Origin of the sequence: Thioclava sp. NG1 (assembly GCF_003122275.1) — a bacterium.
Classification (GTDB): Bacteria; Pseudomonadota; Alphaproteobacteria; order Rhodobacterales; family Rhodobacteraceae; genus Thioclava; species Thioclava nitratireducens.
Window position 1 is genome coordinate 91,462 of sequence record NZ_QFBB01000006.1, and the last position, 25,999, is coordinate 117,460.

The following is a 25,999-nucleotide window of genomic DNA, read 5'->3' on the forward strand; positions in this document are numbered from 1 at the left end:
TCAGCCTCCGATCCGGGATTCGAGCTTCTCGACGGTGGCGACGGGCACCTCGTCCTGCTTCAGCTCGGCAAGGAACCGCTGCTTGGCAGTATCGGGCATGACTTTGTTGGTTTCGACGAAGCTTACCAGCTTGGCGCGGCGCTCGGGATCGAGATTGATCGTCTCCGGTCCGGCGGCCGCCTGCGACTGACTGGGGCGCATCGGACGCAGCTTGATTCCACGGCCCAGAAGCGGCGTGCGCTCGGCGACGATCTCGGTGCCGGGCGCGAATTCGGCGCGGATGATGACGGCGTCGCCCTGACGGCGCAGCACGGTGACATCGGCGGTTTCCAGACGGTCTTCCGGGCCGAGCACGAGAACCGTGCCATCCGCATCGACCGCCGCGGCGGGAATCTCGGCGACATTCTCGAGCGCGGGCTCCTCCAGCCGGACGGTCACGAAATCGCCCGGACGCAGATTGCCCAGACCGTCGGTGACACGCGCGAACAGCAGGCGCCCCGTCACCCCGTCATCGACCGCCGCCGACACGCGCGAAAGCTCTGCCTTGGCGGTCAGCGTCTCTTCGCCCGCGACCAGCTCCACCCCCACGGGAAGATCGCGCAGCGCGCCCCGCGCGTCGATCAGGCGCGCAAATTGCGCGGTGGAGACGCGGAAGGCGATTTCCAGCGCGTTGGGGTCGATCAGCTTGCCCAGCATCTCGTTATTCGACACCAGCCCACCAGCGACCGCGTTCACCTCGGCCAGTCGCCCGGAAAATTCGGCGCGAATCTCGGTATCGGTCAGTTTCCGGTCGGCTTCGGTCAGGCCGATCTTGGCGCGGGTCAGCGAGGTGCGCGCGGTATCGAGCTGCGCCTGCGCAGTCGACAATGCCGAGCGGCGGTTCAACACCGCCTGATCGGCCGCCGAGGCCGCCAGTTCCGAAGTCTCCAGATTGGCAGCAGAGCCGACGCCCCGCTCCGAGAGCGAGCGCTGCCGGTCGAGCGCCTTGAGCCGCAGATCGGCTTGCCGCTGCGCCGCCGTCACGTCGTCCCTCGCGATGGTCAAAGCGCGCTCGGCCTGCGCAAGCGCGGCTTCGGCCTCGGCCACGGTCGCAGCCGCGCTGTCGCGTGCCGCCTGCGCCTCCGCCGGGTCCAGCTTGACCAGAAGCGCGCCCTTCTCAACCTCCGCACCATCCTCGAAATCGGGGGCAAGCTCGACGATCGTGCCTGCCGCCGAGGCGCGCAGTTCCAGCTCGCGGGTCGAGCGCACCTCGCCATAGGCGGTCAGCACGGGCGACATCGTCTTGAAGGTGACCGGGATCACATTGGCAGCAAAAATCCTTTCGCGCGCAGTGGGCGCACGCCCGCTCTCGGCATTGCGGGCCTGCATCGCCTGAAAGATCGAGAAGCCGCCCATCGCCAGCAGGCCGACGGTCAGCGCCAAAAGAAACAGCCCCATCAGGGAGCGGGTGAGAAAGCGCATGGCATCTCCGATCAGTCATCAGTGGCGCGGGCGCTCGCGATTGCCCACGGTCGCGCGATTTCCATGTTACCTTGCCGAAATAGGCGCAGGGAATGGTTATCTCTACGCGTCACGGGGCCGCGTCCGTCACTTTTTCACGAAAGCGCGACCGTTTGGCGCGGTTTACACCTGATCGAGACGGGCGCGGATTTGCAGCAGATCCGCCCATGCCTCGCGCTTCGCCGCCGGATTGCGCAGCAGGTAGGCCGGGTGGGTCATCGGCAGCGCAGGCCGCCCGAAGGCCTCGGCCCATGTGCCCCGCAGCCGCAGGATGCCGCGTTTGCCCAGCGCCGCCGCACAGGACGCATTGCCCATCAGAACGATCAGGTCAGGATCGGCCAGATCGACATGGCGGGCGAGGAATGGCAGCATCTGCGCGATCTCGGCAGGCGCGGGGTCGCGATTGCCCGGCGGACGCCAAGGCAGGACATTGGTAATATAGAGCGCCGCCTCGGCATCGGGCGATTGCCGCGAGAGACCGATCGCGCCGAACATCTTGTCGAGCAGTTGACCGGCGCGGCCTACGAAGGGCAGGCCCTTCTGGTCCTCTTCGCGCCCCGGCGCCTCGCCGATGATCATCACCCGCGCGGCAGGCTTGCCATCGGCAAAGACCGTATTGCGCGCGCCGAGCTTCAGATCACACATCTCATAGGCGTCGATTGCGGCCCGCAGAGCTTCGAGCGTCTCGGCCTTGCCCGCTGCATCACGCGCGACCACGACCGGATCGGGGCCCTCGATCTTTGCCATCTGCGCCACCGGCGGCAAATCCCGGTCCGCCACGGGCGCCGCCTCGGGCGCCTTCGCCTTGGCCTGCGCGGATTTATCGGGCAGCGCATAGCAGTCGACCGGCGTGTCACCGATGACGGTGTCGACGCCCATTTCCAGCTGCCATTCGAGGGCGGCCAGAGCAGCGTGATAGTCGATTTCCGGGGTCGGCTGAGTCTCCATTGCGCGACCCTACCTCATGGGCGCTGCGACGGTAAAGCGGCTGGACGCCCGCCCCCCCGTTTGCCATAAGCGTCGCAGTCTAACCGGAGCATCGCGCAATGGCTTTTCGCCCAAGGCACCTGCTGGGGATCGAACATCTGAGCCCCGAGGATATCCTCACCGTTCTCGACCTCGCCGAACAATATGTGGATCTGAACCGTCGCACGGTGAAAAAGACCGACGCGTTGGCCGGGATGACCGCGATCAACATGTTCTTCGAGAATTCGACGCGGACCCAATCGAGTTTCGAGCTTGCGGGCAAGCGGCTCGGAGCGGACGTGATGAACATGTCGATGCAGACCTCCTCGGTGAAGAAGGGCGAAACCCTGATCGACACCGCGCTGACGCTGAACGCGATGCATCCCGATCTGCTGGTGGTGCGGCACGGCTCGTCCGGCGCGGTCGATCTGTTGGCGCAGAAGGTCGAATGCGCGGTGATCAATGCGGGCGACGGCAAGCATGAACACCCCACGCAGGCACTTCTGGATGCGCTGACGATCCGGCGCGAGAAGGGCCGGATCAAGCGCCTCACGGTCGCGATCTGCGGCGATGTCGCCCATAGCCGGGTGGCGCGCTCCAACCTGATCCTCCTGGGCAAGATGGAGAACCGCGTACGCCTCGTGGCGCCGCCGACGCTGATGCCCTCGGGCGTGGGCGAATTCGGCTGCGAAGTCTATCACGACATGCGCGAAGGCCTGCGCGACGCCGATGTGGTGATGATGCTGCGGCTTCAGAAAGAGCGGATGGATGGCGGCTTCATCCCGTCGGAGCGCGAATATTTCCACCGCTACGGGCTGGATGCCGAGAAGCTCGCCTATGCCAAGGAAGACGCGATCGTCATGCATCCGGGCCCGATGAACCGCGGCGTGGAGATCGACGGCACCATCGCCGACGACATCAACCGCTCGGTCATTCAGGAACAGGTCGAGATGGGCGTGGCGGTGCGCATGGCGGTGATGGACCTCTTGGCGCGCAACCTGCGGGCAGAGCGCGGGCGCGCTTTGACGGAGGGTACCTATGTCTGAGATCAAGCGCGACGAGGTTCTCAACTACCGCCCCGGCCCCGAAAGCGAATTGCCGCTGGAAGAGGGCGAGAAAGTTCTGGCCGTCTTCACGGCGGACAAGAAACGCTACTGGACCGACCATGCGGTTCTGGCGGTGATCGGTGCGGTGCTGGTCTCGGCGGTGCTGTTCTGGCTCGGCAAACCCGATCAGGTGGTGATCGCGAGCTTCGCCATCGTGGTCGGCATGGCTGCCCGCGGGCTCTATTTCCGCTCGGAGGCCTTCGCGCGGCGCTGGCAATTGACCGACCGCCGCCTGATCGGACCACAGGGCAAACAGGTGATGCTTCTGCAGATTGACGCGGTACGCTCGCTGATGGGCGACGTGCAGGTCGTGACGAAAAGCGGCGACAAGCATCTGATCCGCCACCTCGCCGATGCAGGCCCGGTGGTGCGCGAAATCGAGAGCGCGCGGGCCGCGCGCAAACTGGTGGCGAAGTGAGGCACGAAGCATGACCCTTTTCCTCGAAAACGCCCGCCTGATCGACCCCGAGGCACTGACCGAAACTACCGGAAACGTGGTGATCGACGGCGACCGGATCGCGGCGATCGGCGACATGTCCGCGCCCGCCGATGCCGAGGTGATCGATTGCGGCGGCAAATGCCTCGCGCCGGGGATCGTCGATCTGGGGGTGAAGATCGGTGAGCCGGGCGAGCGTCACATGGAAAGCTTCCGCACGGCGGCGCTGGCGGCCGCAGCCGGGGGCGTGACCACCATCATCGCCCGTCCCGACACGCAGCCTGCCATCGATAATCCCGAGACGCTGGAATTCGTCACCCGCCGTGCAGCGGATGCGCCGGTGCGTATCCTCCATATGGCGGCGCTGACCAAGGGCCGCGACGGGCAGGAAATGACCGAGATCGGCTTTCTGAAAGATGCCGGCGCGGTGGCTTTCACCGATGTCACGCGCGTCTCGGATCAGACCAAGGTGCTGCAACGCGCCTTCACCTATGCGGCCCATCTGGGCGCTCTGGTGATCGGCCATCCGCAGGAACCGGTCCTGTCGAAAGGCGCCGCCGTCACCTCGGGCAAATTCGCCTCACTGCGCGGTCTTCCCGGCGTGTCCCCGATGGCCGAGCGGATGGGGCTCGACCGCGATCTGGCGCTGGTGGAGATGACGGGCCTCGCCTATCATGCCGACCAGATCACCACCGCGAAGGCCCTGCCCGCGCTGAGCCGTGCGAAGGCGGCGGGGCTTGATGTCACCGCCGGGGTCTCGATCCACCACCTGACTCTGAACGCGCTCGACGTGGGCGATTACCGAACCTTTTTCAAACTGACGCCGCCGCTGCGCGACGAGGAAGACCGGCTCGCGGTGATCGAGGCGGTGGCGGACGGAACGATCGACGTGATCTGCTCGCTCCACACGCCCGCCGACGAGGAATCCAAGCGCCTGCCCTTCGAGGAAGCGGCCTCTGGCGCGGTCGGGCTAGAGACGATCCTGCCCGCTGCGATGCGCCTGTATCATGCCGGTCAGCTGACCCTGCCGCAGCTGTTCCGGGCGATGTCGCTGAACCCGGCAAAGCGGCTCGGACTGCCGCAGGGGCGGCTTTCCGAGGGAGCTCCGGCAGACCTTGTGCTCTTCGATCCGGACGCGCCGTTCGTGCTCGACAGGTTTAAATTGCGCTCAAAATCGAAGAATACCCCCTTCGATACTGCTCGAATGGAAGGCAAAACGCTTGCCACATTCGTCGCAGGGGTGCAGGTTTATAGCAACAATAACGACTCATAAATGAGGCGAGGGCAGGCACATGCCGGGAATTGAGAACGGGTCCGCATGGCTCGGGCTGGTGGCTGCACTGGGCTACCTGCTCGGATCCGTGCCCTTTGGGCTCGTTATCACCAAGCTTTTCAAACTGGGCGACCTGCGCAAGATCGGCTCCGGGAATATCGGCGCGACGAACGTCCTGCGCACCGGAAGCAAGAGCGCGGCGCTCGCGACCCTGCTCCTCGACAGCGGCAAAGGCGCGATCGCGGTTCTCATCGCGCGCTATGTGCTGGGAGAAACCGCCGCACAGGTGGCGGGCGCTGCGGCCTTCATCGGTCATATCTACCCGGTCTGGCTGCGCTTTCAGGGCGGCAAAGGGGTCGCGACCTTCCTCGGCACGATGATCGCGCTGGCCTGGCCTGTGGGTCTCGCGACCTGCGCCGTCTGGCTGGTGACCGCGGTGGTAACGCGGATTTCTTCGCTCGCCGCACTTGTTTCGGCGGCGGCGACGGTACCGTTGGCCTATTTCCTCGGCTATCGCGAATTGATGATGCTGGCGGCGGGCCTGTCGGTGCTGATCTTCTGGCGCCACCGCACCAATATCGCACGCCTTGCAATGGGCACGGAGCCGAAGATCGGCAAGAAGACCTGAGCCACCTCAGACGTGCTGGCCCGCGTTCACCTCGATCTCGGTGCCTGTGACGTAGCTCGACGCGTCCGAGCACAGGAACCAGATCACATCCGCCACTTCCGACGGTTGGCCGAGCCTGCGCAACGGCAGGTTCTCGACGATCTTCTCGGTGCCGGGGCTGAGGATCGAGGTTTCGATCTCGCCCGGCGCGATCGCGTTCACGCGCACGCCGAGCGGCCCGAAATCATGCGCCATTTCGCGCGTCAGCGCCTTCAGTGCCGCCTTCGACGTGGAATAGGCCGCCCCCGCGAAAGGATGCACCCGCAGCCCGGCGATGGAGGTCACGTTGACCACAGCCCCCTGCGCCGCCGACAGTTCCTCGACCAACCCGCGCGCAAGCACGATGGAGGCGAAGAAATTGACGTGGAACACCTGCCCCCAGGTACGCAGATCGGTGTCGAGCGTATTGAGCCGCTCGCCCTCGGGCCCTTTGGGCGAAATCCCGGCATTGTTCACCAAGGCATGCAGCCGCCCGTCGATCCGGCTGCGAATATCTGCGATCGCGTCGATCACCTCGTCGGGCTTCGAGAGATCGACCTGAATGTGGTCTTCGCGGCCGCCGCCCCACGGGCATTGCTCGGGAAACGGTTGGCGCGAACAGGTAATCACTCGCCACCCCTCGGCTGCGAAACGTTTCACCGTGGCGTGGCCGATCCCGCGGCTCGCCCCTGTCAGCAGCATTACTTTGCGATCGTCCATCACTCGAACTCCCCGTCAGCGCGTTCCCGACCCTAGTCGGTTTTGGTCCGAGCGCAACGGCCCCGATTGCACCCTTCCAAACCCGGCGCGAACGGTCTAGCAAGATGGGATCACCCTGCCCGAGGACCAGCCAGATGAGAAAGCAGACCATGGATCGTGACTGGATTGCCACCGCCCGCACCCTCTCCGAAGCCCTGCCCTACCTGCAACGCTATTCCGGCGCCGTGGTCGTGGTGAAATTCGGCGGAAACGCGATGGGCGACGAAGAGGCGATGGCCGATTTCGCCCGCGATATCGTGCTGATGCGCCAGGTCGGTATCTTCCCGGTCGTGGTGCATGGCGGCGGGCCGATGATCAACGAGATGCTGGGCAAGCTCGGCATCGAGAGCCAGTGGGTCCGCGGCAAGCGCGTCACCGACAAGGCGACCGTCGAGGTGGTCGAGATGATCCTCTCGGGCCTCGTCAACAAGCGCATCGTGCAGGCGATCAACGATCAGGGCGGTCGTGCGGTCGGCATCTCGGGCAAGGACGACGACCTGATGGTCTGCGAGGCGGACGACCCGGAACTCGGTTTCGTCGGTCGTCCGGTCGAGATGAACGTGCAGGTGATCCGCGACCTCTACAACGCGGGCATGATCCCGGTGATCGCCCCGGTCGCGACCGGTATGGCCGATAACGAGACATTCAATGTCAATGGCGACACTGCGGCTGGCGCCATCGCGGGCGCGCTGCGCGCCGATCGCCTGCTCCTGCTGACCGACGTAGCGGGCGTCAAGAACAAGGCCGGCGAAGTGGTGACGCAGCTGACGCCGGAAGACGTCACAGCGATGATCGCCGATGGCACCATCGCGGGCGGTATGATCCCTAAGGTCGAGACCGCGCTGAAAGCGGTCGAAGAGGGCGTGCGCGCGGTTGTCATCGTCGACGGGCGCGTTGCCAATGCCTGCCTGCTGGAACTCTTCACCGAACATGGGGCGGGCTCGATGATCCGCTCGACCGAGCCGCGCGTGAAACCGCGCGGTGAGTGAGACGCCGCCGGTGACTTTTCCGGCGATCGAGCCGCTCGCGGAGGCGCTCGCCCCGCATCGGCTGTTCGTATCGGGGCTGCTGCATGAGGGCAGCGAGACGATCGCGCTGATCTCCCCCGACGAGCCGGGGTTTTGGGCGCATGTCACCGCTCAGCCGGAATTCGCCGAGGACGTTCTCGATCCTCTGGATCGCTGGTCGGCACGGGTGATCGGCGCCATCGCACGGCAATTTGAAGCCCGCGCGCTTTTCCCCTTCACCGGTCCGCCCTGGCAGCCATTCGTAAGCTGGGCCTTGAAAAGCGGACAGAGCTTCGCCTCGCCGGTCCACCTGATGTGCCATATGCATATGGGCCTCTGGGCCTCGGTACGGGGCGCGCTGGCCCTGCCCGGCTTGCTTCCGCTGCCCGCAGCCGCAGCCAATCCCTGCCTCGGTTGCCCCGCGCCCTGCGCCACCGCCTGCCCGGTCGACGCGCTCACGGCGGACGGTTACGACACGGCAAGCTGTCACGCGCATCTCGACCGCCCCGAGGGTGCGACCTGTCGCGATCTCGGCTGCCTTGCAAGACGCGCTTGCCCGGCAGGTGAAAGCTATGGCAGGCTGCCCCAGCAATCCGCATGGCATATGAGGCAGTTTCACCCATGACCCCGCTCGGCTATCGCCGCCTGATCCTGACCCGTCATGCGAAATCCAGCTGGGATGACCCGGCGATGGAGGATCGTGACCGCCCGCTGAATGGGCGTGGCCGAGCCGCCGCGCTGGAACTCGGCGATTTCCTCGCCTCGCGCGGGTTGGAGCCGGAAGAGGTGCTCTGCTCCTCGGCCACCCGCACCCGCGAGACGTGGGACCGGGTCGAACGCGCGGTGATCGAGACGCGGCCGCAGGTGAGCTATGTCGAAGACCTCTACCACGCCGCCCCCGAGATGATGCTGCAGGTCCTGCGCACCGCCTCCGCGCCGACGGTGATGATGCTGGGCCACAACCCGGGCATCGCGGAATTCGCCCATCGCCTGCCCGCGCGCGCCCTGCACGACCCCGATTTCCGCCGTTTCCCCACCTGTGCCACGCTGATCGTCGATTTCCAGATCGACAGCTGGGACGAGGTGCAGCCGGGACAGGGATCGGTGCTCGATTTCTTCACGCCGACCCGGCGCGGCTGATCGCGGCATTTCTCTCCCATGATCGTGACGTCGGGACACGGTTTTCTGTGGCCAGTCGCGCGCCGGTGCCCTATCTCTCGGGCGTAATCATCACAGGAGGGTTTCCATGTCCGCTCAAACGCCGAAACGCATCGCCGTCACCGGGGCTGCCGGTCAGATCTGCTACGCGCTGCTGTTTCGCATCGCCAAGGGGGATGTCTACGGTCCCGATCAACCGGTGATCTTGCAGCTTCTCGACCTGCCGCAGGCGCTCGACGCGGTGCGCGGCGTCGTGATGGAACTGGAAGACTGCGCTTTCCCGCTGCTCGCAGGGACAGTCGTGACCGATGACCCGGTGACCGCCTTCACCGATATCGATGCCGCGTTCTTCGTGGGCTCGCGCCCCCGCACCAAAGGCATGGAGCGCCGCGACCTGCTGTCGGCCAATGCCGAGATCTTCCGCGTGCAGGGTGAAGCGCTCGACAAGGCTGCCAAGCGCGACGCGAAATGCGTGGTCGTCGGCAATCCGGCCAACACCAACGCGATGATCCTCGCGGCCAACGCGCCGAACTTCCCCACCGAGAACATCACGGCGATGATCCGGCTCGACCATAACCGCGCGCTGACCCAGTTCGCGTCGAAAGCCGATCTGCATGTCGACGACATCGAGCGCTTCGTGGTCTGGGGCAACCACTCGCCCACGATGTTCGCCGATTGGACCGAAGCCGAAGCGAAGGGCCGCAAGCTTTCCGAGATTATCGGCGACGAGACCTGGTATCGCGAGACGCTGATCCCGCAGGTCGCCACCCGCGGCGCGGCGATCATTGAAGCGCGCGGCGCCTCCTCAGCCGCCTCCGCCGCGAATGCCGCGATCGATCACATGCATGACTGGATCCACGGCACCGATGGCAAATGGGTGTCGATGGCCGTGCCGTCGACCGGCCTCTACGGCATCCCCGAGGGGCTGATGGTCGGTCTGCCGGTGATCTGCAAGGATGGCCATTACGAGCGCGTCGAAGGGCTCGAGTTCAACGACTTCCAGAAAGAGATGATGGCGCGCACCGTCGGCGAACTGGAAGAAGAGCGCGAAGCGGTTTCCGACCTGCTTTAAATCAGACCTGAATATAGAACAGGGGCGGCACGAGTATTCGCGCCGCCCCCTTTTTAATTCTTCGCCTTGGCGGAAATATCCCATGGGGGTCTGGGGGTATGCCCCCCCCAGCCTCTGCCCGCAGCCTTGGCTCAGTGCCCGAGGATCTGGCTCAGGAACTGCTGGGTCCGCTCGGATTTCGGGTTGTTGAAGAAGTCATGCGGGTTGTTCTGCTCGACGATCTGACCGTCGGCCATGAAGATCACCCGGTTCGCCACCGCCTGCGCGAAGCCCATCTCGTGGGTCACGCAGAGCATGGTCATCCCCTCTTCGGCCAGCTCGATCATCGTATCGAGCACTTCCTTGATCATCTCCGGATCGAGTGCCGAGGTCGGTTCGTCGAAGAGCATGATGCGCGGCTTCATGCACAGCGAACGCGCGATCGCCACACGCTGCTGCTGGCCGCCCGAGAGCTGGCCGGGATACTTGTCCGCCTGTTCGGGGATTTTCACCTTCTCGAGGTAATGCATCGCCGTCGCTTCGGCTTCCTTCTTGGGCGTCTTGCGCACCCAGATCGGGGCCAGCGTCAGGTTCTCGAGGATCGTGAGATGCGGGAACAGGTTGAAGTGCTGGAACACCATGCCGACTTCCCGGCGGATCTTGTCGATGTTCTTCAGGTCGTTGGTCAACTCGATTCCGTCGACGATGATCTTGCCCTGCTGGTGTTCCTCGAGCCGGTTGATGCAGCGGATCAGCGTCGATTTCCCCGAGCCGGAGGGCCCGGCGATGACGATGCGCTCGCCGCGCTGCACGGTCAGATCGATGTCGCGCAGCACGTGAAACTGGCCATACCACTTGTTCATGTTCTCGATCTGGATCGCAACCTCGTCGGAGACCTGCATGTGGCTGCGGTCGACCTGACGTTCGAAATGCGGTTCGGTCATTGTGTCTAGTCCCCGATTAATGGTTATCACGCTGCAGTCGACGCTCGAGAGACATCGAGTAGCGCGACATTGCGAAGTTCAGGATAAAGAAGATGGCACCGACGAAGATGAAGGGCTCCCAGTAGATGCCTTTCCAGTTGAAGTCGGCGCGGATGAAGTCCGGGATGCCCTTGAGCGGGTCGAAGAGACCCACGAACACGACCAGCGTCGTATCCTTGAACATGCCGATGAAGGTCGAGACGATGCCCGGGATCGATATCTTCAGCGCCTGCGGCAGGATGATCAGCCGCTGCGCCTTCCAGTAGTCGAGACCCAGCGCATCCGCCGCTTCGTATTGGCCCCGCGGAAGCGCCGCGAGACCGCCGCGGATCACCTCGGCGATATAGGCCGCGGCGAAGAAGGTCACGAGGATCATCACCCGCAGGATGATGTCGAAATTCGTGCCCGGCGGCAGGAAGTAGTTCAGCAGCAGCGAGGCTACGAACAGCAGCGTGATCAGCGGGACGCCGCGGATGAACTCGATGAAGATCACCGAGAAGGCCTTGACCAGCGGCATGTCCGACTGACGCCCGAGTGCAAGGATGATCCCCAGCGGCAGCGACATCATGATGCCGCCCACGCCCAGCGTGATCGCCAGCAGGAAGCCCCCGAACTTGGCGGATTCCACCGGCTCGATTCCCCAGGGGAGGATCGCCTGCAGACCGCCGATCAGCGGGCCAACCACGAAGAGGAAATAGAGGATCGTCACGAAAGCACCGACCGAGAAGGCCGCGATGGAGCCGATGCGCGATGCGAGCAGCATCAAGATCGCCCCGCCCAGCAAGAAACCCGCGAACACCATGACCGGGGCCCAGCCGGTGCCGCCCCAGAGCAGCCAGACGGCGAGGAACGGGTAGACCGGCGTGAACCACGCCAGCGCACGCGGCACCCAGGTGAAGAGAAGCGGGCCGACCGCCACGAAGAGCAGCAGGAAGGCGAGAATCGGACGCCAGTAGAGCTCCGGCGGGTAGAAGCCGAAGATGAACTGGTGCCACCGCTCGCGGATCACCGCCCAGCAGGCGCCGGTAGCGCCTTCGCCGTAACGGTCGGTGATGATCGTGCGGCACTCCTTGATCGAGTTGGCGTCCCAGACGCCATGCAGGAACCACGGCAGGAAATGCATGACCAGCGTGTAGATCACCGCCACGCCCACAAGGGTCAGCAGCGTATTCAGCCAGCCCGAGAACAGGTTCTCGCGCAGCCATTGGACCGCGCCGGACTGCCCCGCGGGGGCTGGCTGCTGCGGCAGCATCGAGTCGCGGACATAGGCGACGGAATGGGCTTCGGTATCGCTCATCTCACCGCTCCTTCAGCTTCACGCGATTGTTGTAGACGTTCATCACGCCCGAGATCGTCAGCGAGATCGCGAGGTAGATCAGCATCATCAGCGTGATCGCCTCGAGCTCGCGCCCGGTCTGGTTCAGGGTGATGCCGCCCAACGTGCCGCGCAGTTCCAGGTAGCCCACGGCGATCGCGAGCGAGGAGTTCTTCGTCAGGTTCAGATATTGCGAGATCAGCGGCGGGATGATGACCCGCAGCGCCTGCGGCAGGATCACGAGGCTCATCGTGCGATTGGCCCGCAGACCCAGCGCAAAGGCGGCCTCGGTCTGGCCTTTCGAGATGGCGAGAATACCGGCGCGGACGATCTCGGCGATGAAGGCCGCCGTATAGAGCGACAGGCCCAGCCAGAGCGCCACGAAGGAGTTCGACACGTTCGTGCCGCCGGTAAAGTTGAAGCCCTTGATCTGCGGCTCTTCGGGATTGATGCCGAGCGCGATTGCGAGGATCAGCACCGGCCCGAGAATGATGAGGATGCTCTTCCACCACGTGGTCGGCCTCTTCCCGGTCGCCTCCTGTACTTTGGCGGCATGGGTCATAAGCCGCTTGTTCACCCAGATCGAGGCGATCAGCACGATCACGAGCGCGAGGAAGTCGAGCGAGATCGGCGCGAGCGCCGTGTCGAGCGATCCAAGCGAGCGGTCGAAATGCACCGCGGGGATCGCGGTATAGCGGTTGGTGAAGGCGACGGAGTCGAGGATCATCGACGCCTGCGCCTCGCCGGTCTGCTGGTTCACCTTGTAGGCGTTGGGCGACGGGGCCACATCGGTCAGCAGCGCGATCGCCACGAGGATCCAGAGCAACACCGGGATGTTGCGGAAGACTTCGACATAGACGGTCATCAGCCGCGCCACGAGCCAGTTCTTCGAGAGGCGCAGCACGCCCACGAAGATCCCGATGATCGTCGCCGCGACGCAGCCTAGGAAGGACACCCAGAGCGTGTTGATCAGACCGACCAGCAGCGCGCGGCCGTGGCTCATGTCGTTGTTATACGGGATGATGGCATTGCCGATATCGTAACCGGCCCTCTGCCCGAGGAAGGAGAAATTGAAATCCTTCCCGAGATCGTTGAGGTTCTGGATCACATTGTCCACCAGCCATGCCGCGCCGCCCATCACGAGGATGAAGACGACCACCTGGATCGTCAGGGAGCGATAACGCGTGTCATAGATAAGCTGGCTGAGCCGGAAGCCCTGCTCCGGCGCGTCGGGCGCGCTTGTCATTCTTATTTCCCCTGTTGCCGCGTCGCTGTTTTTGTCAGGCCATTCTTACGGGCCCTTGCGGGGATGTCTCCCCTACGCACGGTCTCTTGAAAACGGATCAGGGGCGCGGATTGAACCGCGCCCCTGCCGGGCCCTCCTTAGCGGAAAGGAGGAGCGTACATCAGACCGCCCTGGGTCCATTGTGCGTTCAGGCCACGGGCCAGACCGATCGGGGTCTGCTCGCCGATGGTCGCAGCGAAGATCTCGCCGTAGTTGCCGTTGGCCTTGATGGCGTTGACGGCCCAGGTCTTGTCGAGGCCGATCATCGCGCCGAGGTCACCCTCGGTGCCGAGCAGGCGGTTGACTTCCGGGTTGTCGGTGCCCTTGGCCAGTTCGTCGATATTGGCCGAGGTCACGCCGTATTCTTCGGCCGCGATCAGCGCGAAGACGGTCCAGCGGACGATGTCGGTCCACTGATCGTCGCCCTGACGGACGGCGGGAGCCAGCGGCTCTTTCGAGATGATTTCCGGCAGGATCACGTAATCCGACGGGTTCGCGAAAGCGGCGCGGGTGGCAGCGAGGCCGGACGCGTCGGTCGTGTAGGCGTCACAAGCGCCAGCGAGGAACTGTTGTTCGCCTTCGGCATTCGAATCAACCGTGATCGGCTGATAGGACATGTTGTTGGCCTTGAAGTAGTCGGCAAGGTTCAGCTCGGTCGTGGTGCCGGTCTGGATACAGATCGACGCGCCGTCGAGTTCCTTGGCCGAGGTCACGCCCGAGTCCTTGCGCACCATGAAGCCCTGACCGTCGTAGTAGTTGGTCGCGGTGAACTGGAGCTTGAGGTCGGTGTCGCGCGAGAAGGTCCAGGTGGTGTTACGTGCCAGCAGGTCCACTTCGCCCGAACCGAGCGCGGTGAAGCGCGTCTGGCCCGAGGTGGGAACATACTTAACCTTCGAGGGGTCGCCCAGCACAGCGGCGGCGACGGCCTGGCAGACCGCGACGTCGAAGCCGGACCAGTTACCGTTGGCATCCGGCGCGGCGAAGCCGACGAGACCGGTGTTCACGCCGCAGATCAGCTCTCCGCGCGATTTCACGTCATCGAGCGTGGCCGCGCCAGCCAGACCGGCAGTCAGCGTCGCAGCCGTCAGCGCGCCGAAAAAGACGGATTTCTTCATTTTTACCTCTTCCTGTTGTCGCCGCTCTGACAGAGCGGTTCTTGGTCCCTCACGGACCTGGTCGATCGTGTCCCATGACACGGAGTAACGAAAGTTTGGTCCATCCGATCAAAGAAGGTCAAGGCTAGTTTCCGGATTTCGTGAGGGTAGCTGCGCAAATCATCGGCAAGTGATGATGCTTTTGGCAGGTCCGTAAGCGGCGTAAGAATCCCGGGCGGTCACCTTTCGGCGAGCGACCAGATTCGAGCCGCGTCACACAGCGCCTCGCGCTTGTGTTCGGCGATCTCGGCCGCCTCTTCGTCCTCCCCCCATTGCGCGATCTGCCAATCCTCGTCGAGCCGCGAGAGCGCCCACGCCTCTTCCGCCGAGAGCCGACCGCGGGCTACCGCCAGCCCCAGAACGAGCGAGCCGGTGATGCCCACGAGATCGTGGAGCGCCGCGAGCGCGAACGGATCGAGGGCTGCGACTTCCGCTTCCAGCCGTGCCAGATGGTCCGCAGGCTGATCGACCGGCAGGATACCCGTCGTGACCTTGAGCGCTGCGCCATAGGTTTGCGCGGCCCACTCCAACAGCGGATCCCATTTCTCGGCCTGAAGATCGACCAGCTCCGCCGGCGCCTCGGCGCGGTAGCACAGAAGATCGGTGCCGCCGAATTCGCAGACATGGGCGACAACCTCGGAATGCTGGCGCGCGACCTTGTCGATCGCGGCGTTGGCCGAACGGGTGACCGGCATCTTGTGGGGCTGGATCGCGCCCTCTTGCGCGTCCCATTCGGCGGCGATCGCCTCGGCATAGGCACGGGTCGGCACGGTCAGCGCGGCTTTCGCCGGCGTCTTCACCGCACGCCCGTCAAGCGCCACGCCGAACCCTTCCGGACGCTCGGTGACGGTGGTTTCTTTCCAGAACCGTTTCGCCGCCCATTCGCTCATGCGCTCATCTCCCACAGGTCCAGAAGTGTCGTTTGCAGCGAGTCGAAATCATCGACCATCTGATGCGCGCCCGCCGCTTCGAGCAGGTGCGGCGCGTGGTAGCCCCAGCGCACGCCGATCGTCGCGACGCCCGCGCTGCGGCCCATCGCCATGTCGAAGCTAGTATCGCCGATCATCACCGCGTCGCGTGCGTCCACGCCGGTCTCGCTCAGCGCCGCGCCGATCATCGACGGGTGCGGCTTGGAGGGGTGATCGTCCGCCGTCTGCAGGCTGACGAACAGCCCTTCCAGCCCGTGATGCTCGATCAGCGCGCGCAACCCGCGGCGGGATTTCCCGGTGGCGACCGCCAGCAGCATGTCATCGCGCGCGGCGAGCTTGCGCAGGAGCGCCTCCGCCCCGGGATAGAGCGGTGCGGGAGAGGCGGCGCGGGTGGTCATGTAACTTTGCTTGTAGCCCTCGACGATGCGCGCCTGCGTCTCGGCATCGTGCTCGGGCGCGAGCCGTGCCACCGCGAGCGGCAGCGACAGGCCCACGATCTGGAGCACTTCGGACGCGGCCGGCGCGGGAAGGCCTGCCGCCTCGAACCCGAGCGTCATCGCGTGGGTGATATGATTCTGGCTGTCCGAGATCGTGCCGTCGACGTCGAAGATCGCAAGTTTCATGCCAGATCCTCGAACGGGTCGGCGGGCACGTCTTTCTCGTGCCAGTCCAGCAGGTCCCATGTCCGTTTCATATGTTCTGGCAGCGGCGCGGTCAGGGTGATCCGCTTGCCGCTGATCGGATGATCGAAGCTGATCTGGCGCGCGTGCAAATGCAGCTTGCGGGAGATTTCTCCTCCCAGCTGCGCGCCCCAGCCATCGCCGAGATTCTCCTGACCCGAGCCGCCGTATTTGCCGTCACCGATGATCGGGTTGCCGATCTCGGCCATATGTGCGCGCAGCTGGTGGGTGCGCCCGGTGATCGGCACCAGCGCGACCCAGCTGACCCGCTGCCCGAGGATGTGCAGCGTGAAATAATCGGTAGTCGCGCGCTTGGCGCCCTCGGTCTTGTCGACCTTCGCGGGATGCACGCAGATCATCTTCTCGCCCTCGCCACCTCGGCCATGACCCGGCGCCTTCACGAGGCCGAAGCGGATCGTTCCGGTCTTCGGTTCGGGTGCGCCTGCGACGGCCGCCCAATAGATCTTGCGGGTGGTCTTACCGCGGAACGCCTCTGACAGGCGGCGCGCGACGCGGTCGGTGCGCGCGAGCAGCAGAACGCCGGAGGTGTCCTTGTCCAAGCGATGCACCAGCTTCGGCTTGTCCTTGTAGCCGAATTTCAGCGCCTCGCTCAGCCCGTCGACATGACGGTTGCCCTGCCCCGAGCCGCCCTGCGAGGGCAGCCCCGGCGGTTTGTTGAGCGCGATGATGTGTTCATCCTTCCACAGCACGCAGCTCTGGATGAATTTCGCATCCGCCTCCGAGATGCCCTCGGTCTTCGGCGCGGGCGCGGAATCGGGGATCGGCGGCACGCGGATTTCCTGCCCCGGCGCGACGCGCGAATTGGCCTTTACCCGGCCCTTGTCCACGCGCAGGTCGCCCTTGCGGCAAAACTTCTCGATCATGCCTTGGGACAGATGCGGAAACCGCTTTTTCAGGAACCGGTCGAGGCGCTGTTCGCCCTCTTCCTCGGTGACGGTGATATGCTGGACGCCGCTCATAGCATGGCCCTCATAAGTAGAATGCCCGCGACGAGGCCTAGAAGCCCCGCGCCGACCGACAGTCCGATATAGCTGACTGCCAATGTGACGTCGCCCTTCTCGATCAAGCGATAGGCTTCGAGCGAGAAGGAGGAGAAGGTCGTAAAGCCCCCGAGAAAGCCGGTCGCGAGGAAGGCGTTCCAATGGGTCAGCTGCTTGTCACCAAGGAATACCACGAGCGCGCCCATCAGGAACGAGCCGAGGATGTTCACCGTGATCACGCCCAGCGGGAAGGGCTGCGGGCCGAAGCTGCGCATCATCCCGACGCCCACGAGGTACCGCCCCGATGCGCCCATCGCGCCGCCAAGCGCGACCTGCAAGATCGTAGAAAGCATCGCTGTCTCCTTTGGCGCCGTAAGAGCGGTCACGGGCCTGAATGTCAAGATTTGCGCTGTTCGCGCAGCTTGGCAAACCAGTCGACCCGCTTTTTCAACTCGCGCTCGAAGCCACGCTCGACCGGCTGGTAGAGGACCGGGCGCTTCATCGTGTCGGGGAAGTAGTTCTGCCCCGAGAAGCCATCCTCGGCGTCGTGGTCATAGGCGTAGCCCGCGCCGTAGCCCTGTTCCGACATCAGCTTGGTCGGGGCGTTCAGAATATGCTTCGGCGGCGGCTCCGAGCCGGTCTTCTGCGCCTGCGCCCGCGCGCCCTTGTAGGCGACGTAGCCCGCGTTGGATTTTGGCGCGAGTGCGAGATAGATCACCGTCTGCGCCAGCGCCAACTCCCCCTCGGGCGAGCCGATGCGCTCGTAGATTTCCCACGCGTGCAGCGCATGCGTCTGGGCCTGCGGATCGGCGAGCCCGATATCCTCCACCGCCATGCGCACGAAGCGCCGCGCGAGGTAGCGCGGATCCTCGCCGCCCTCCAGCATCCGCGCGAACCAATAGAGCGCGGCATCCGGGTCCGATCCGCGCACAGATTTATGGAGCGCCGAGATCAGGTTGTAATGCTCGTCGCCCGATTTGTCGTATTTCGCCGCGCGGCGCATCAGTCGGGTCGAGAGCGCGTCCGTGTCGAGATTGCCGGTCACTTTCCATGCCGCGACCTGCTCGATCAGGTTCAGAAGCGCGCGCCCGTCGCCATCGGCCATCTCCAGCAGCGCCTCGCGCGCCTTGCCGCTCAGCGGCAGGGGACGGCCGAGCGCCTTCTCGGCGCGCTGCGCGAGGCGTTCCAGGTCGGCGAGGGCGAGCCGCTCGAGTACCATGACCTGCGCCCGGCTCAGCACAGCGGCGTTCAGCTCGAAGCTCGGATTCTCGGTGGTGGCCCCCACCAGCATGATCGTGCCGTCTTCCATATGCGGCAGGAAGCTGTCCTGCTGCGCCTTGTTGAAACGGTGAATCTCGTCGACGAAGAGGAGCGTGCCCCTGCCCTGCCCGCGCCGAAGCTTGGCAGCTTCGAAAACTTTGCGCAGTTCCGGCACGCCGGTGAAGATTGCGGAAATCTGTACGAAGGCGCGGTCGGAGGCATCGGCCAGCAGTCGCGCGATGGTCGTTTTGCCGACGCCGGGCGGCCCCCAAAGGATCAGCGAGCCAAGCGAGCCCGCGGCCAGCATCGCACCCAGCGGCCCATCGGGGCCAAGCACCTGCTCCTGACCGATCACCTCACCCAGCGTTTTGGGGCGGATGCGATCGGCGAGCGGGCGCGGCGCTTCGGGCGCAGGCGCGGAGGGATCGGGGGGCGTGTCGAATAGGTCGGCCATGATGGCGTGAACCTAGTGATTAGCTCGGCTCACGAAAAGCCCCCGTGCGTGTGGGGTCGCACGGGAGCTCTGATCTCCCCCACGCTTTCAATGAAGGTTCTGGGAAAAGTCCATCGACACGACCTGGTTCTTGATCCCGTCGATCTCCATGACCGGCCCCATCGCCGTCATGTCCACTCCAACCCGACCCGCCCAACGCGGCCAATTCGCGTTCAGAAGAGTAAGGGCGGAGCTTGCGCCGAGTTGCCGGGCGGAATTGCCGATTTCCTGCACGAGACGCGCATGGACCTTGCGGCGCAGCGCCATCGGAACGTCATGCGACACGAAGAGACGCGAGCTTTCCCACACGGTCTCGCTGACCGGAGCTTCGTCATAGAGAAGATCGGACGGGATCGTCGCGAGTAGCCCACGCTGCGCGTCGCGGATCATGTAGCTGTAGATCCCGCAGGTTGCCGTCGTGGGCGTGAGACGGTTGCCTGCCAGCACCTTGCCCAGTTCGTCATGGACCACCACCCAGCGGCTCGCCGGGGTGTCATACTGATCATATTCCATGCCCATCGCTTCAGGGAGGTCCCATTTGTTCTGGACGATGAAGAGCTCGCGACGTGCGCGCAGCATGTTTGCGAATAGCTCACCATGATTATGGAAATTGGTGAACGAAAGCGTAGTGGTCTGCATGTCTTCCTCCTGCAGGTTTAACACAGTACAGCCGTGCGGAGGGTCAACAACACTATAACAGGCGGAAATCCTTTGCGCGCTGAATAGCTTCGGCGGTCGTCCGAGCCATCAGTCTTGCGCGCGCAGAATTCAGCCGCGCCTTGAGCGCGCTTTCCGAAATTCCAAGTTTCGCGGCCGCCGCCGCGTGTCGGTCACCCCCAGCAACACAGCGCAGGGCTTCGATCTGAGCTCGCGTGAGTTCCTCAGGCGGTTGAGTCATATCGTGCATTTCACGCACGATAAGCTCGAAGGTCTCGATCTCGGTAAGGTCGAATTCCCGATCATCGCGCGCCATGCTTGCGATAGTACGGGACCGGATCGGGCCGCATGAGACTGTCGCCCCGTAGATAAGACCGTATTTCTTGGCCTCATCGAAGAGACGGAAAGGATCGGGTAGCCGCGGGTCGCTCCACCGGATTGCGCCGGTCTCGCTAAACCCCCAAGCAGTCATTGGGTCGCGGAGCACATAGCCGTTTGCGGTGTAATGATCGAGCCAAGCCTTGTCGTAAGTCTGGAACGTCATCAGCGGCGCCGTAAAACGAATATGCAGTCCAACAAAATAACCACCTGGAGCTAAACGATCCAAGTCACGGAGTTTCAAATCGATTCTGCTCTGTATCGACATATCTTTTTAGACAGTTTGGAATTAACCCGGTCAACTTAAAAGTGTTCGCGCCCTGCGGAGTTCGCTCCGACAGTGGCTTTACGTCCCCACTCGCCCTCGCGTTTACACTCGCGAAAGCTTCACACCTGCGCAATAACCTTTTGCGCGAGAATTGCGTGAAAATGCAGGCGGAAATAAGAAAATCCCGCCCAAAAGGCGGGATTTCCCAGTACTCGTTGAATTCGAAGGGAAATCATCTGCGAGGATCAATCCTCTGCAGCCTCTTCGGCTTCGACGCGTGCTTTATCTGCAGCACCTTTGGCGTCCAGATCGCGGTCGACGAATTCGATGATCGCCATCGGCGCCATGTCGCCGTAACGGAAACCGGCTTTCAAAATGCGAACGTAGCCGCCCTGACGCTCCTTGTAGCGCGGGCCGAGGATGTCGAACAGCTTCGCGACATACTGGTCCTGCTTGAGCTGCGAGGCCGCCTGACGGCGAGCGTGCAGATCGCCGCGCTTGGCGAGCGTGACCAGCTTCTCGATGACCGGGCGCAGTTCTTTCGCCTTCGGCAGGGTCGTCTTGATCTGCTCGTGCTCGATCAGCGAGCCAGCCATGTTGGCGAAGAGCGCCTTGCGGTGCTCATGAGTACGGTTGAGGCGGCGGTAGCCACGTGCGTGACGCATTGTCATTCTCCAATCTTGCGTTTTGCTTTGTCAGGCCGGCGATGCGTGTCACCGACTCACCTTGGGGTCTTGTGACCCAGATAGTCCCCGGCAGTCCGGGCATTGAAGGGGCGTTTAGCCAACGCCCCTCAATTCGTCAATCAGAACTGGTCTTCGAAACGCTTGGCCAGATCTTCGATGTTCTCCGGCGGCCAATCTTCGACTTCCATCCCGAGATGCAGCCCCATGCCCGAGAGCACTTCCTTGATCTCGTTCAGCGACTTGCGGCCGAAGTTCGGGGTGCGGAGCATCTCGGCTTCGGTTTTCTGGATCAGGTCGCCGATATAGACGATGTTGTCGTTCTTCAGGCAGTTCGCCGAACGCACGGACAGTTCCAGCTCGTCCACTTTCTTCAGCAGAAGCGGGTTGAACTCGAGACCGTCGTCCTGGTCCTGCTTGCCAGCCGATTCCGGCTCTTCGAAGTTGACGAAGATCGAAAGCTGGTCCTGCAGGATGCGGGCAGCGAAGGCCACCGCGTCCTCGGCCGACAGCGAACCGTCGGTCTCGACCTTCATGGTCAGCTTGTCATAGTCCAGAACCTGACCTTCACGGGTCGGCTGCACTTCGTAGGCGACTTTCTTGACCGGCGAATAGATCGCGTCGACGGGGATCAGGCCGATGGGCGCATCCTCGGGACGGTTCTTGTCGGCGGCGACGTAGCCCTTGCCGGTGTTCACGGTCAATTCCATGAACAGGTCGGCGCCATCGTCGAGGTGGCAGATCACGTGATCCTTGTTCAGGACCTCGATGCCCGCGGTCTCGGTAATGTCGCCAGCGGTCACGACGCCCGGGCCCTTGGCCGAGATCGAGAGACGCTTCGGACCTTCAACGTCCATACGCAGAGCCACGCCCTTGAGGTTCAGGACGATATCGGTCACGTCTTCACGAACGCCCGCGACCGACGAGAACTCGTGCAGCACGTTGTCGATCTGGACGCTGGTGATCGCGGCGCCCTGAAGCGACGAGAGCAGTACGCGGCGCAGCGCGTTGCCGAGCGTCAGGCCAAAGCCACGCTCGAGCGGTTCGGCGACGATCGTCGCCTGACGCAGCGGGTCGTTGCCGGGCTTGATTTCAAGCTGCGTCGGCTTGATGAGTTCAGCCCAATTCTTGTGGATCATGCGTTTGCCTCCATACCTGTCCCAGACCCATGCCCAAAGTCGGGGACGCCCGAGGATAAAACCGAAAAATGCGGGCGGGCCGCACGGGAATCCCGCACGGCCCGACCGTCGTAATCTAGATTAGACGCGGCGACGCTTCGGCGGGCGGCAGCCGTTATGGGCGATCGGGGTCACGTCACGGATCGAGGTGACGGTCAGACCGACCGCAGCCAGCGCGCGCAGCGCCGATTCACGACCCGAACCCGGACCCTGAACTTCGACGTCCACGGTGCGCAGACCGTGTTCCTGAGCCTTCTTGGCCGCATCTTCCGCAGCCATCTGAGCGGCGTAGGGGGTCGACTTGCGCGAGCCCTTGAAGCCCATCGTGCCAGCCGACGACCACGAGATCGCGTTGCCCTGCACGTCAGAGATCAGGATTTTGGTGTTGTTGAACGAGGAGTTCACATGAACGACGCCAGCGGCGATGTTCTTGCGTTCCTTGCGCTTAGCGCGAACCTTATCACGAGCCATTTGTCCTGCCTCCCCTTACTTCTTCTTGCCAGCGATGGGTTTCGCCGGGCCTTTGCGCGTGCGCGCATTCGTATGGGTGCGCTGACCGCGCACGGGCAGGTTGCGACGATGACGCAGGCCACGGTAGCAGCCGAGATCCATCAGGCGCTTGACGTTCATCTGAACTTCACGGCGCAGGTCGCCCTCGACGGTGTAGTTGGCGTCGATATGTTCGCGGATCGCGAGCACTTCGGAATCCGAAAGCTCGTTGACGCGACGGGTCACGTCGATACCCGTGGCTTCGCAAATCTGCTTAGCCGAATGGGGACCGATCCCGGTGATGTAGGTAAGTGCGATCGGGACGCGTTTCCCGGTCGGAATGTTGACGCCAGCAATACGAGCCAAAGCGTGTATCCTTTCGTTGCGAGCCCGTAACCCCAGGCCCTTTTTTCACAACACGAGGCCCGAAACTGGCGCTTCGGACCCCACGATTAATCCCCGAGGGAATCTCTCCCTTTTCGGAAACGATTCTCATCGGAGACGCCGTGACCTAGAGGTAAACGCCCTCCGGGTCAAGGCTTCTTTTACGATTACCCTTGCTGGTCGAGAATCCGCGCGATCGAGGTCGCTACGGTCTCGATTTCGGCCAGCCCGTCGATCGTGAACAGATCGCCCGCGTGGTAGTAGTAGCCGATCAGTGGAGAGGTCTTCTTGTAATACTCCATCAACCGGGTGCGCAGGCTTTCTTCGTTGTCATCCGCACGACGCTTCACGTCGGTGCCGCCGCACTTCTCGCATTTGCCATCCGCGGGCCAGGGCTTGGTCTGATCATGATAGACCTCGCCGCAACCACCGCAGGTCGAGCGGCCGGTGATGCGGGCGACAAGCGCCTCGTCATCGACCTGCATCTCAATCACCGCGTCGAGCTTGGTGCCCATCTTGGCGAGCAGCTTGCCCAGGGCATCGGCCTGGCCCAGCGTCCGCGGGAAGCCGTCGAAAATGAAGCCTTCGCCACCGGCGGCGAGCTTTTCCTCGATCAGACCGATGACGATCTCGTCGGTCACCAGCTGGCCCTTGGCCATCACTTCGGCGACGACATTGCCCATCTCGGTGCCCGAGTCCTTCGCCTCTCGCAGCATATCGCCGGTCGAGAGCTGGACCATGCCGCGCTCTTCGACGAGACGGCGGGCCTGGGTGCCCTTGCCCGCGCCAGGCGGGCCGAGAAGAATGATATTTGCCATGTCGGCTCCCCCTGAAAACGCTTGGCGGATTTAGCGGCGCGCGGGCGGCTTGCGCGGCCCCTTCTTCTTCTTGCCCGAACGGCCGCGAAGCTGCGAACGCTCGATCAGACCCTCGTATTGGTGGGCCAGAAGATGCGACTGAATTTGGTTGATGGTGTCCATCGAAACGGTGACCACGATCAGAACCGAGGTGCCGCCGAAGTAGAACGGGATGGACAGCTGCGAACGCAGGATCTCGGGCAGAAGGCAGACCGCCGCGAGATAGGCAGAGCCGATCACCAGAACGCGGCTGACGACGTAGTCGAGATATTCCTCGGTCTTCTTGCCGGGACGGATGCCGGGCACGAAGCCGCCCTGATTTTTCAGGTTATCCGCGACCTCGTCCGATTTGAACGACACGTTCGCGGTGTAGAAATAGGCGAAGAACACGATCATCGCGACGTAGAACAGCAGATACAGCGGCTGACCCGGGCCGAAATAGGCGAGGATCGTCGACATCACGGGACCGGTGTTCTGGCCCGAGAAGGTCGCGATGGTGGTCGGCAGCAGCAGGAGCGACGAGGCGAAGATCGCCGGGATGACGCCCGCCGGGTTCACCTTGATCGGCAGGTGGCTGGAGCCGCCGTCATAGACCTTCATCCCCACCTGGCGGCGCGGATACTGGATATGGATCTTGCGCAGCGCGCGTTCCATGAAGACGACGAAGGTGATCACGATCGCGATCATCAGGATCACCCCGAGGATCACTGGAGTGGAGATCGCACCGGCGCGGCCCTGCTCGAGGAAGCGGGCCAGAGCCGCCGGGATTTCCGCGACGATACCGACGAAGATGATGAGCGAGATGCCGTTGCCGATGCCGCGTGCGGTGATCTGCTCACCCAGCCACATCAGGAACATCGTGCCGCCGACGAGCGTGATGACCACGGCTGCGACGAAGAACAGGCCCGGATCGTGTGCCAGATCGCCCTTCTCGAGCGAGACGGCCAGCCCCCATGCCTGGAAGGTCGCCAGGGCCACGGTCGCATAGCGCGTGATCTGGTTGATCTTTTTGCGGCCTTGCTCGCCTTCCTTCTTCATCTGCTCGAGTGCGGGCACCAGAGCGGTCAGAAGCTGGATGATGATCGAGGCCGAGATATAGGGCATGATGCCGAGTGCGAAGACACCCATCCGACCGAGCGCGCCGCCCGTGAACATCGACAACACGCCGCCAAGGCCGGAGCCCGCGCTTTGCATGAATTCGCGCAGTGCCTGCGCGTCGATGCCCGGAACCGGAATATAGGTGCCAAGGCGGTAGATGATCAGCAAACCAATGGTGAAGAAGATGCGCTGGCGCAGCTCGGTGGCTTTGCCCAGGGCGTCCCAGCTGAGGTTCGCCGCCATTTGCTCTGCAGCAGATGCCATATGCTCGTCTCTTTCATGTAAAGCGCCGCCCAACCGGTTCCCGGTCGGCGGCGCCTAGAAAACCTTCGCCTATGTAATCGGGCCGGGGCCCGCTCACAACAGCTTATTCAGCGGCCTGCGCCACCGTGACCGAGCCGCCAGCCTTCTCGACAGCCTCGATGGCCGATTTCGAAGCGCCGGTGACCTTCAGAGCCACTTTCGACTTGATGTCGCCCTTGGCGAGAACACGCACGCCATCGAGCTTGCGGCGCACGACACCGGCCGCGACCAGAGCGTCTTCGGTGATGTCCGATTTCGCGTCGAGCTTGCCGGCTTCGATGAATTTCTCGATCTGGCCGAGGTTCACGACGTTGAACTTCTTCGCGTTCGGCTTGGTGAAGCCACGCTTCGGAAGACGACGATAGAGCGGCATCTGGCCGCCTTCGTAACCGTTCAGGGCCACACCCGAACGCGACTTCTGACCTTTGATACCACGGCCAGCCATCTTGCCCTTGCCCGAGCCGGGACCGCGGGCGACGCGCTTTTTCTTCTGGGCCGCGCCTTCGTTGTCGCGCAGTTCATTGAGTTTCATATCGCTTCTCCTTGCCGGAACACCTTCCCGAAGCGAGTGCGGAAGGGACACGGCTTTTTGCGTTGATTCTGATGCGGCCGTCGGGCCACCGGGGGCGTATAGTGCGTTTGCCCCGCGCACGCAACTCCCGCGTTCGCGCTTCGGGCGGTGGCTTGGGCTGCCGTTCCCCC

At 63.7% G+C, this 25,999-nt stretch carries 29 protein-coding genes; 8 read left to right on the forward strand and 21 right to left on the reverse strand.

Annotation, left to right across the window (positions count from 1 at the left end; genetic code table 11):
* The gene (locus DEM26_RS12820; protein ID WP_109172574.1) at positions 1-1,461 is read right to left on the reverse strand and encodes an efflux RND transporter periplasmic adaptor subunit; all 1,461 of its coding nucleotides are present in this window, start codon (positions 1,459-1,461) and stop codon (positions 1-3) included.
* 162 nt (positions 1,462-1,623) lie between these two features.
* Positions 1,624-2,448 (reverse strand): uracil-DNA glycosylase, encoded by an 825-nt coding sequence (locus DEM26_RS12825; protein WP_088720334.1) that lies wholly within the window; start codon positions 2,446-2,448, stop codon positions 1,624-1,626.
* Positions 2,449-2,546: 98 nt separating this feature from the next.
* Between DEM26_RS12825 and DEM26_RS12830 the strand changes: the two genes are divergently transcribed.
* The 4 genes from DEM26_RS12830 to plsY are packed head-to-tail and all read left to right on the forward strand — an operon-like array spanning position 2,547 to position 5,909.
* The gene (locus tag DEM26_RS12830; RefSeq protein WP_075775967.1) at positions 2,547-3,512 is read left to right on the forward strand and encodes an aspartate carbamoyltransferase catalytic subunit; all 966 of its coding nucleotides are present in this window, start codon (positions 2,547-2,549) and stop codon (positions 3,510-3,512) included.
* The gene (locus tag DEM26_RS12835) at positions 3,505-3,990 is read left to right on the forward strand and encodes a hypothetical protein (protein WP_077701094.1); all 486 of its coding nucleotides are present in this window, start codon (positions 3,505-3,507) and stop codon (positions 3,988-3,990) included. Before DEM26_RS12830 ends, DEM26_RS12835 begins: the two co-directional genes overlap by 8 nt.
* Positions 3,991-4,000: 10 nt before the next feature.
* Positions 4,001-5,281 (forward strand): dihydroorotase, encoded by a 1,281-nt coding sequence (gene pyrC / locus DEM26_RS12840; RefSeq protein ID WP_109172575.1) that lies wholly within the window; start codon positions 4,001-4,003, stop codon positions 5,279-5,281.
* A 19-nt stretch (positions 5,282-5,300) separates the two neighbouring features.
* Positions 5,301-5,909 (forward strand): glycerol-3-phosphate 1-O-acyltransferase PlsY, encoded by a 609-nt coding sequence (gene plsY, locus DEM26_RS12845; protein ID WP_075775965.1) that lies wholly within the window; start codon positions 5,301-5,303, stop codon positions 5,907-5,909.
* 6 nt (positions 5,910-5,915) lie between these two features.
* Here plsY and DEM26_RS12850 read toward each other — a convergent pair whose 3' ends face one another.
* Positions 5,916-6,647: an SDR family NAD(P)-dependent oxidoreductase gene (locus DEM26_RS12850; RefSeq protein ID WP_075775964.1), complete on the reverse strand. Its 732-nt coding sequence runs from the start codon at positions 6,645-6,647 to the stop codon at positions 5,916-5,918.
* Between the two features lie 149 nt (positions 6,648-6,796).
* Between DEM26_RS12850 and argB the strand changes: the two genes are divergently transcribed.
* The 4 genes from argB (at position 6,797) to DEM26_RS12870 (ending at position 9,923) form a co-directional block, all read left to right on the forward strand.
* The gene (argB, locus tag DEM26_RS12855; protein ID WP_075775963.1) at positions 6,797-7,675 is read left to right on the forward strand and encodes an acetylglutamate kinase; all 879 of its coding nucleotides are present in this window, start codon (positions 6,797-6,799) and stop codon (positions 7,673-7,675) included.
* Complete coding sequence (locus DEM26_RS12860) at positions 7,668-8,318, forward strand: ferredoxin (RefSeq protein WP_233243099.1); 651 nt, start codon at positions 7,668-7,670, stop codon at positions 8,316-8,318. Before argB ends, DEM26_RS12860 begins: the two co-directional genes overlap by 8 nt.
* Complete coding sequence (locus tag DEM26_RS12865; RefSeq protein ID WP_075775961.1) at positions 8,315-8,833, forward strand: SixA phosphatase family protein; 519 nt, start codon at positions 8,315-8,317, stop codon at positions 8,831-8,833. Before DEM26_RS12860 ends, DEM26_RS12865 begins: the two co-directional genes overlap by 4 nt.
* Positions 8,834-8,939: 106 nt before the next feature.
* The gene (locus tag DEM26_RS12870; RefSeq protein ID WP_075775960.1) at positions 8,940-9,923 is read left to right on the forward strand and encodes a malate dehydrogenase; all 984 of its coding nucleotides are present in this window, start codon (positions 8,940-8,942) and stop codon (positions 9,921-9,923) included.
* A gap of 131 nt (positions 9,924-10,054) precedes the next feature.
* Here the strand turns inward: DEM26_RS12870 and DEM26_RS12875 are convergent, their stop codons facing one another.
* The 18 genes from DEM26_RS12875 to rplO form a co-directional block, all read right to left on the reverse strand.
* Entirely contained in the window at positions 10,055-10,846 is a 792-nt protein-coding gene (locus tag DEM26_RS12875; protein ID WP_075775959.1) for an amino acid ABC transporter ATP-binding protein, read from the reverse strand.
* A 16-nt stretch (positions 10,847-10,862) separates the two neighbouring features.
* Entirely contained in the window at positions 10,863-12,182 is a 1,320-nt protein-coding gene (locus DEM26_RS12880) for an amino acid ABC transporter permease (protein ID WP_075775958.1), read from the reverse strand.
* Between the two features lies 1 nt (position 12,183).
* Complete coding sequence (locus DEM26_RS12885) at positions 12,184-13,446, reverse strand: amino acid ABC transporter permease (RefSeq protein WP_075775957.1); 1,263 nt, start codon at positions 13,444-13,446, stop codon at positions 12,184-12,186.
* A 137-nt stretch (positions 13,447-13,583) separates the two neighbouring features.
* Positions 13,584-14,600 carry an amino acid ABC transporter substrate-binding protein gene (locus DEM26_RS12890; RefSeq protein ID WP_075775956.1) on the reverse strand — a complete coding sequence of 339 codons (1,017 nt, stop codon included), beginning with the start codon at positions 14,598-14,600 and terminating at the stop codon, positions 13,584-13,586.
* A gap of 218 nt (positions 14,601-14,818) precedes the next feature.
* Positions 14,819-15,529: an ATP12 family chaperone protein gene (locus DEM26_RS12895; protein WP_109172576.1), complete on the reverse strand. Its 711-nt coding sequence runs from the start codon at positions 15,527-15,529 to the stop codon at positions 14,819-14,821.
* Positions 15,526-16,191 carry an HAD-IA family hydrolase gene (locus DEM26_RS12900; protein ID WP_109172577.1) on the reverse strand — a complete coding sequence of 222 codons (666 nt, stop codon included), beginning with the start codon at positions 16,189-16,191 and terminating at the stop codon, positions 15,526-15,528. Before DEM26_RS12900 ends, DEM26_RS12895 begins: the two co-directional genes overlap by 4 nt.
* Positions 16,188-17,228: an RluA family pseudouridine synthase gene (locus tag DEM26_RS12905; protein ID WP_088720339.1), complete on the reverse strand. Its 1,041-nt coding sequence runs from the start codon at positions 17,226-17,228 to the stop codon at positions 16,188-16,190. Before DEM26_RS12905 ends, DEM26_RS12900 begins: the two co-directional genes overlap by 4 nt.
* The gene (gene crcB / locus DEM26_RS12910; protein WP_075775952.1) at positions 17,225-17,602 is read right to left on the reverse strand and encodes a fluoride efflux transporter CrcB; all 378 of its coding nucleotides are present in this window, start codon (positions 17,600-17,602) and stop codon (positions 17,225-17,227) included. Before crcB ends, DEM26_RS12905 begins: the two co-directional genes overlap by 4 nt.
* Before the next feature lie 44 nt (positions 17,603-17,646).
* A complete protein-coding gene (locus tag DEM26_RS12915) occupies positions 17,647-18,963 on the reverse strand; it encodes a replication-associated recombination protein A (protein WP_109172578.1) in 1,317 nt (438 codons plus the stop codon).
* An 87-nt stretch (positions 18,964-19,050) separates the two neighbouring features.
* Complete coding sequence (locus tag DEM26_RS12920) at positions 19,051-19,641, reverse strand: acyl-homoserine-lactone synthase (protein WP_075775950.1); 591 nt, start codon at positions 19,639-19,641, stop codon at positions 19,051-19,053.
* Positions 19,642-19,693: 52 nt separating this feature from the next.
* Positions 19,694-20,305, reverse strand: a complete 612-nt coding sequence (locus DEM26_RS12925; RefSeq protein ID WP_075775949.1) for a helix-turn-helix transcriptional regulator — start codon at positions 20,303-20,305, stop codon at positions 19,694-19,696.
* 245 nt (positions 20,306-20,550) lie between these two features.
* Positions 20,551-20,970, reverse strand: coding sequence for a 50S ribosomal protein L17 (rplQ, locus tag DEM26_RS12930; protein WP_075776021.1), 420 nt, complete (start codon positions 20,968-20,970; stop codon positions 20,551-20,553).
* A gap of 140 nt (positions 20,971-21,110) precedes the next feature.
* On the reverse strand, positions 21,111-22,127 hold the full coding sequence (locus tag DEM26_RS12935) for a DNA-directed RNA polymerase subunit alpha (protein ID WP_075775948.1): 1,017 nt from the start codon (positions 22,125-22,127) through the stop codon (positions 21,111-21,113).
* 120 nt (positions 22,128-22,247) lie between these two features.
* Positions 22,248-22,637, reverse strand: coding sequence for a 30S ribosomal protein S11 (rpsK, locus tag DEM26_RS12940; RefSeq protein WP_038076914.1), 390 nt, complete (start codon positions 22,635-22,637; stop codon positions 22,248-22,250).
* A 15-nt stretch (positions 22,638-22,652) separates the two neighbouring features.
* A complete protein-coding gene (rpsM, locus tag DEM26_RS12945; RefSeq protein ID WP_075775947.1) occupies positions 22,653-23,021 on the reverse strand; it encodes a 30S ribosomal protein S13 in 369 nt (122 codons plus the stop codon).
* Positions 23,022-23,206: 185 nt separating this feature from the next.
* Positions 23,207-23,857 carry an adenylate kinase gene (locus DEM26_RS12950; RefSeq protein ID WP_075775946.1) on the reverse strand — a complete coding sequence of 217 codons (651 nt, stop codon included), beginning with the start codon at positions 23,855-23,857 and terminating at the stop codon, positions 23,207-23,209.
* 30 nt (positions 23,858-23,887) lie between these two features.
* Entirely contained in the window at positions 23,888-25,258 is a 1,371-nt protein-coding gene (gene secY, locus DEM26_RS12955) for a preprotein translocase subunit SecY (protein ID WP_075775945.1), read from the reverse strand.
* Positions 25,259-25,361: 103 nt separating this feature from the next.
* Positions 25,362-25,829 carry a 50S ribosomal protein L15 gene (gene rplO / locus DEM26_RS12960; protein ID WP_075775944.1) on the reverse strand — a complete coding sequence of 156 codons (468 nt, stop codon included), beginning with the start codon at positions 25,827-25,829 and terminating at the stop codon, positions 25,362-25,364.
* Between the last annotated feature and the right edge of the window lie 170 nt (positions 25,830-25,999).

What these genes read in the sequence shown, in the direction of transcription:
- rplO (WP_075775944.1), bottom strand. Translation starts at nt 25,829, where the DNA reads ATGAAACTCAATGAACTGCGCGACAACGAAGGCGCGGCCCAGAAGAAA.
- DEM26_RS12905 (WP_088720339.1), bottom strand. Translation starts at nt 17,228, where the DNA reads ATGAGCGGCGTCCAGCATATCACCGTCACCGAGGAAGAGGGCGAACAG.
- pyrC (WP_109172575.1), top strand. Translation starts at nt 4,001, where the DNA reads ATGACCCTTTTCCTCGAAAACGCCCGCCTGATCGACCCCGAGGCACTG.
- DEM26_RS12920 (WP_075775950.1), bottom strand. Translation starts at nt 19,641, where the DNA reads ATGCAGACCACTACGCTTTCGTTCACCAATTTCCATAATCATGGTGAG.
- DEM26_RS12850 (WP_075775964.1), bottom strand. Translation starts at nt 6,647, where the DNA reads ATGGACGATCGCAAAGTAATGCTGCTGACAGGGGCGAGCCGCGGGATC.
- crcB (WP_075775952.1), bottom strand. Translation starts at nt 17,602, where the DNA reads ATGCTTTCTACGATCTTGCAGGTCGCGCTTGGCGGCGCGATGGGCGCA.
- DEM26_RS12825 (WP_088720334.1), bottom strand. Translation starts at nt 2,448, where the DNA reads ATGGAGACTCAGCCGACCCCGGAAATCGACTATCACGCTGCTCTGGCC.
- DEM26_RS12935 (WP_075775948.1), bottom strand. Translation starts at nt 22,127, where the DNA reads ATGATCCACAAGAATTGGGCTGAACTCATCAAGCCGACGCAGCTTGAA.
- DEM26_RS12950 (WP_075775946.1), bottom strand. Translation starts at nt 23,857, where the DNA reads ATGGCAAATATCATTCTTCTCGGCCCGCCTGGCGCGGGCAAGGGCACC.
- DEM26_RS12895 (WP_109172576.1), bottom strand. Translation starts at nt 15,529, where the DNA reads ATGAGCGAATGGGCGGCGAAACGGTTCTGGAAAGAAACCACCGTCACC.
- DEM26_RS12865 (WP_075775961.1), top strand. Translation starts at nt 8,315, where the DNA reads ATGACCCCGCTCGGCTATCGCCGCCTGATCCTGACCCGTCATGCGAAA.
- DEM26_RS12890 (WP_075775956.1), bottom strand. Translation starts at nt 14,600, where the DNA reads ATGAAGAAATCCGTCTTTTTCGGCGCGCTGACGGCTGCGACGCTGACT.
- DEM26_RS12915 (WP_109172578.1), bottom strand. Translation starts at nt 18,963, where the DNA reads ATGGCCGACCTATTCGACACGCCCCCCGATCCCTCCGCGCCTGCGCCC.
- rplQ (WP_075776021.1), bottom strand. Translation starts at nt 20,970, where the DNA reads ATGCGTCACGCACGTGGCTACCGCCGCCTCAACCGTACTCATGAGCAC.
- argB (WP_075775963.1), top strand. Translation starts at nt 6,797, where the DNA reads ATGGATCGTGACTGGATTGCCACCGCCCGCACCCTCTCCGAAGCCCTG.
- rpsK (WP_038076914.1), bottom strand. Translation starts at nt 22,637, where the DNA reads ATGGCTCGTGATAAGGTTCGCGCTAAGCGCAAGGAACGCAAGAACATC.
- DEM26_RS12870 (WP_075775960.1), top strand. Translation starts at nt 8,940, where the DNA reads ATGTCCGCTCAAACGCCGAAACGCATCGCCGTCACCGGGGCTGCCGGT.
- DEM26_RS12880 (WP_075775958.1), bottom strand. Translation starts at nt 12,182, where the DNA reads ATGAGCGATACCGAAGCCCATTCCGTCGCCTATGTCCGCGACTCGATG.
- secY (WP_075775945.1), bottom strand. Translation starts at nt 25,258, where the DNA reads ATGGCATCTGCTGCAGAGCAAATGGCGGCGAACCTCAGCTGGGACGCC.
- DEM26_RS12900 (WP_109172577.1), bottom strand. Translation starts at nt 16,191, where the DNA reads ATGAAACTTGCGATCTTCGACGTCGACGGCACGATCTCGGACAGCCAG.
- DEM26_RS12830 (WP_075775967.1), top strand. Translation starts at nt 2,547, where the DNA reads ATGGCTTTTCGCCCAAGGCACCTGCTGGGGATCGAACATCTGAGCCCC.
- DEM26_RS12925 (WP_075775949.1), bottom strand. Translation starts at nt 20,305, where the DNA reads ATGTCGATACAGAGCAGAATCGATTTGAAACTCCGTGACTTGGATCGT.
- DEM26_RS12885 (WP_075775957.1), bottom strand. Translation starts at nt 13,446, where the DNA reads ATGACAAGCGCGCCCGACGCGCCGGAGCAGGGCTTCCGGCTCAGCCAG.
- plsY (WP_075775965.1), top strand. Translation starts at nt 5,301, where the DNA reads ATGCCGGGAATTGAGAACGGGTCCGCATGGCTCGGGCTGGTGGCTGCA.
- DEM26_RS12820 (WP_109172574.1), bottom strand. Translation starts at nt 1,461, where the DNA reads ATGCGCTTTCTCACCCGCTCCCTGATGGGGCTGTTTCTTTTGGCGCTG.
- DEM26_RS12835 (WP_077701094.1), top strand. Translation starts at nt 3,505, where the DNA reads ATGTCTGAGATCAAGCGCGACGAGGTTCTCAACTACCGCCCCGGCCCC.
- DEM26_RS12875 (WP_075775959.1), bottom strand. Translation starts at nt 10,846, where the DNA reads ATGACCGAACCGCATTTCGAACGTCAGGTCGACCGCAGCCACATGCAG.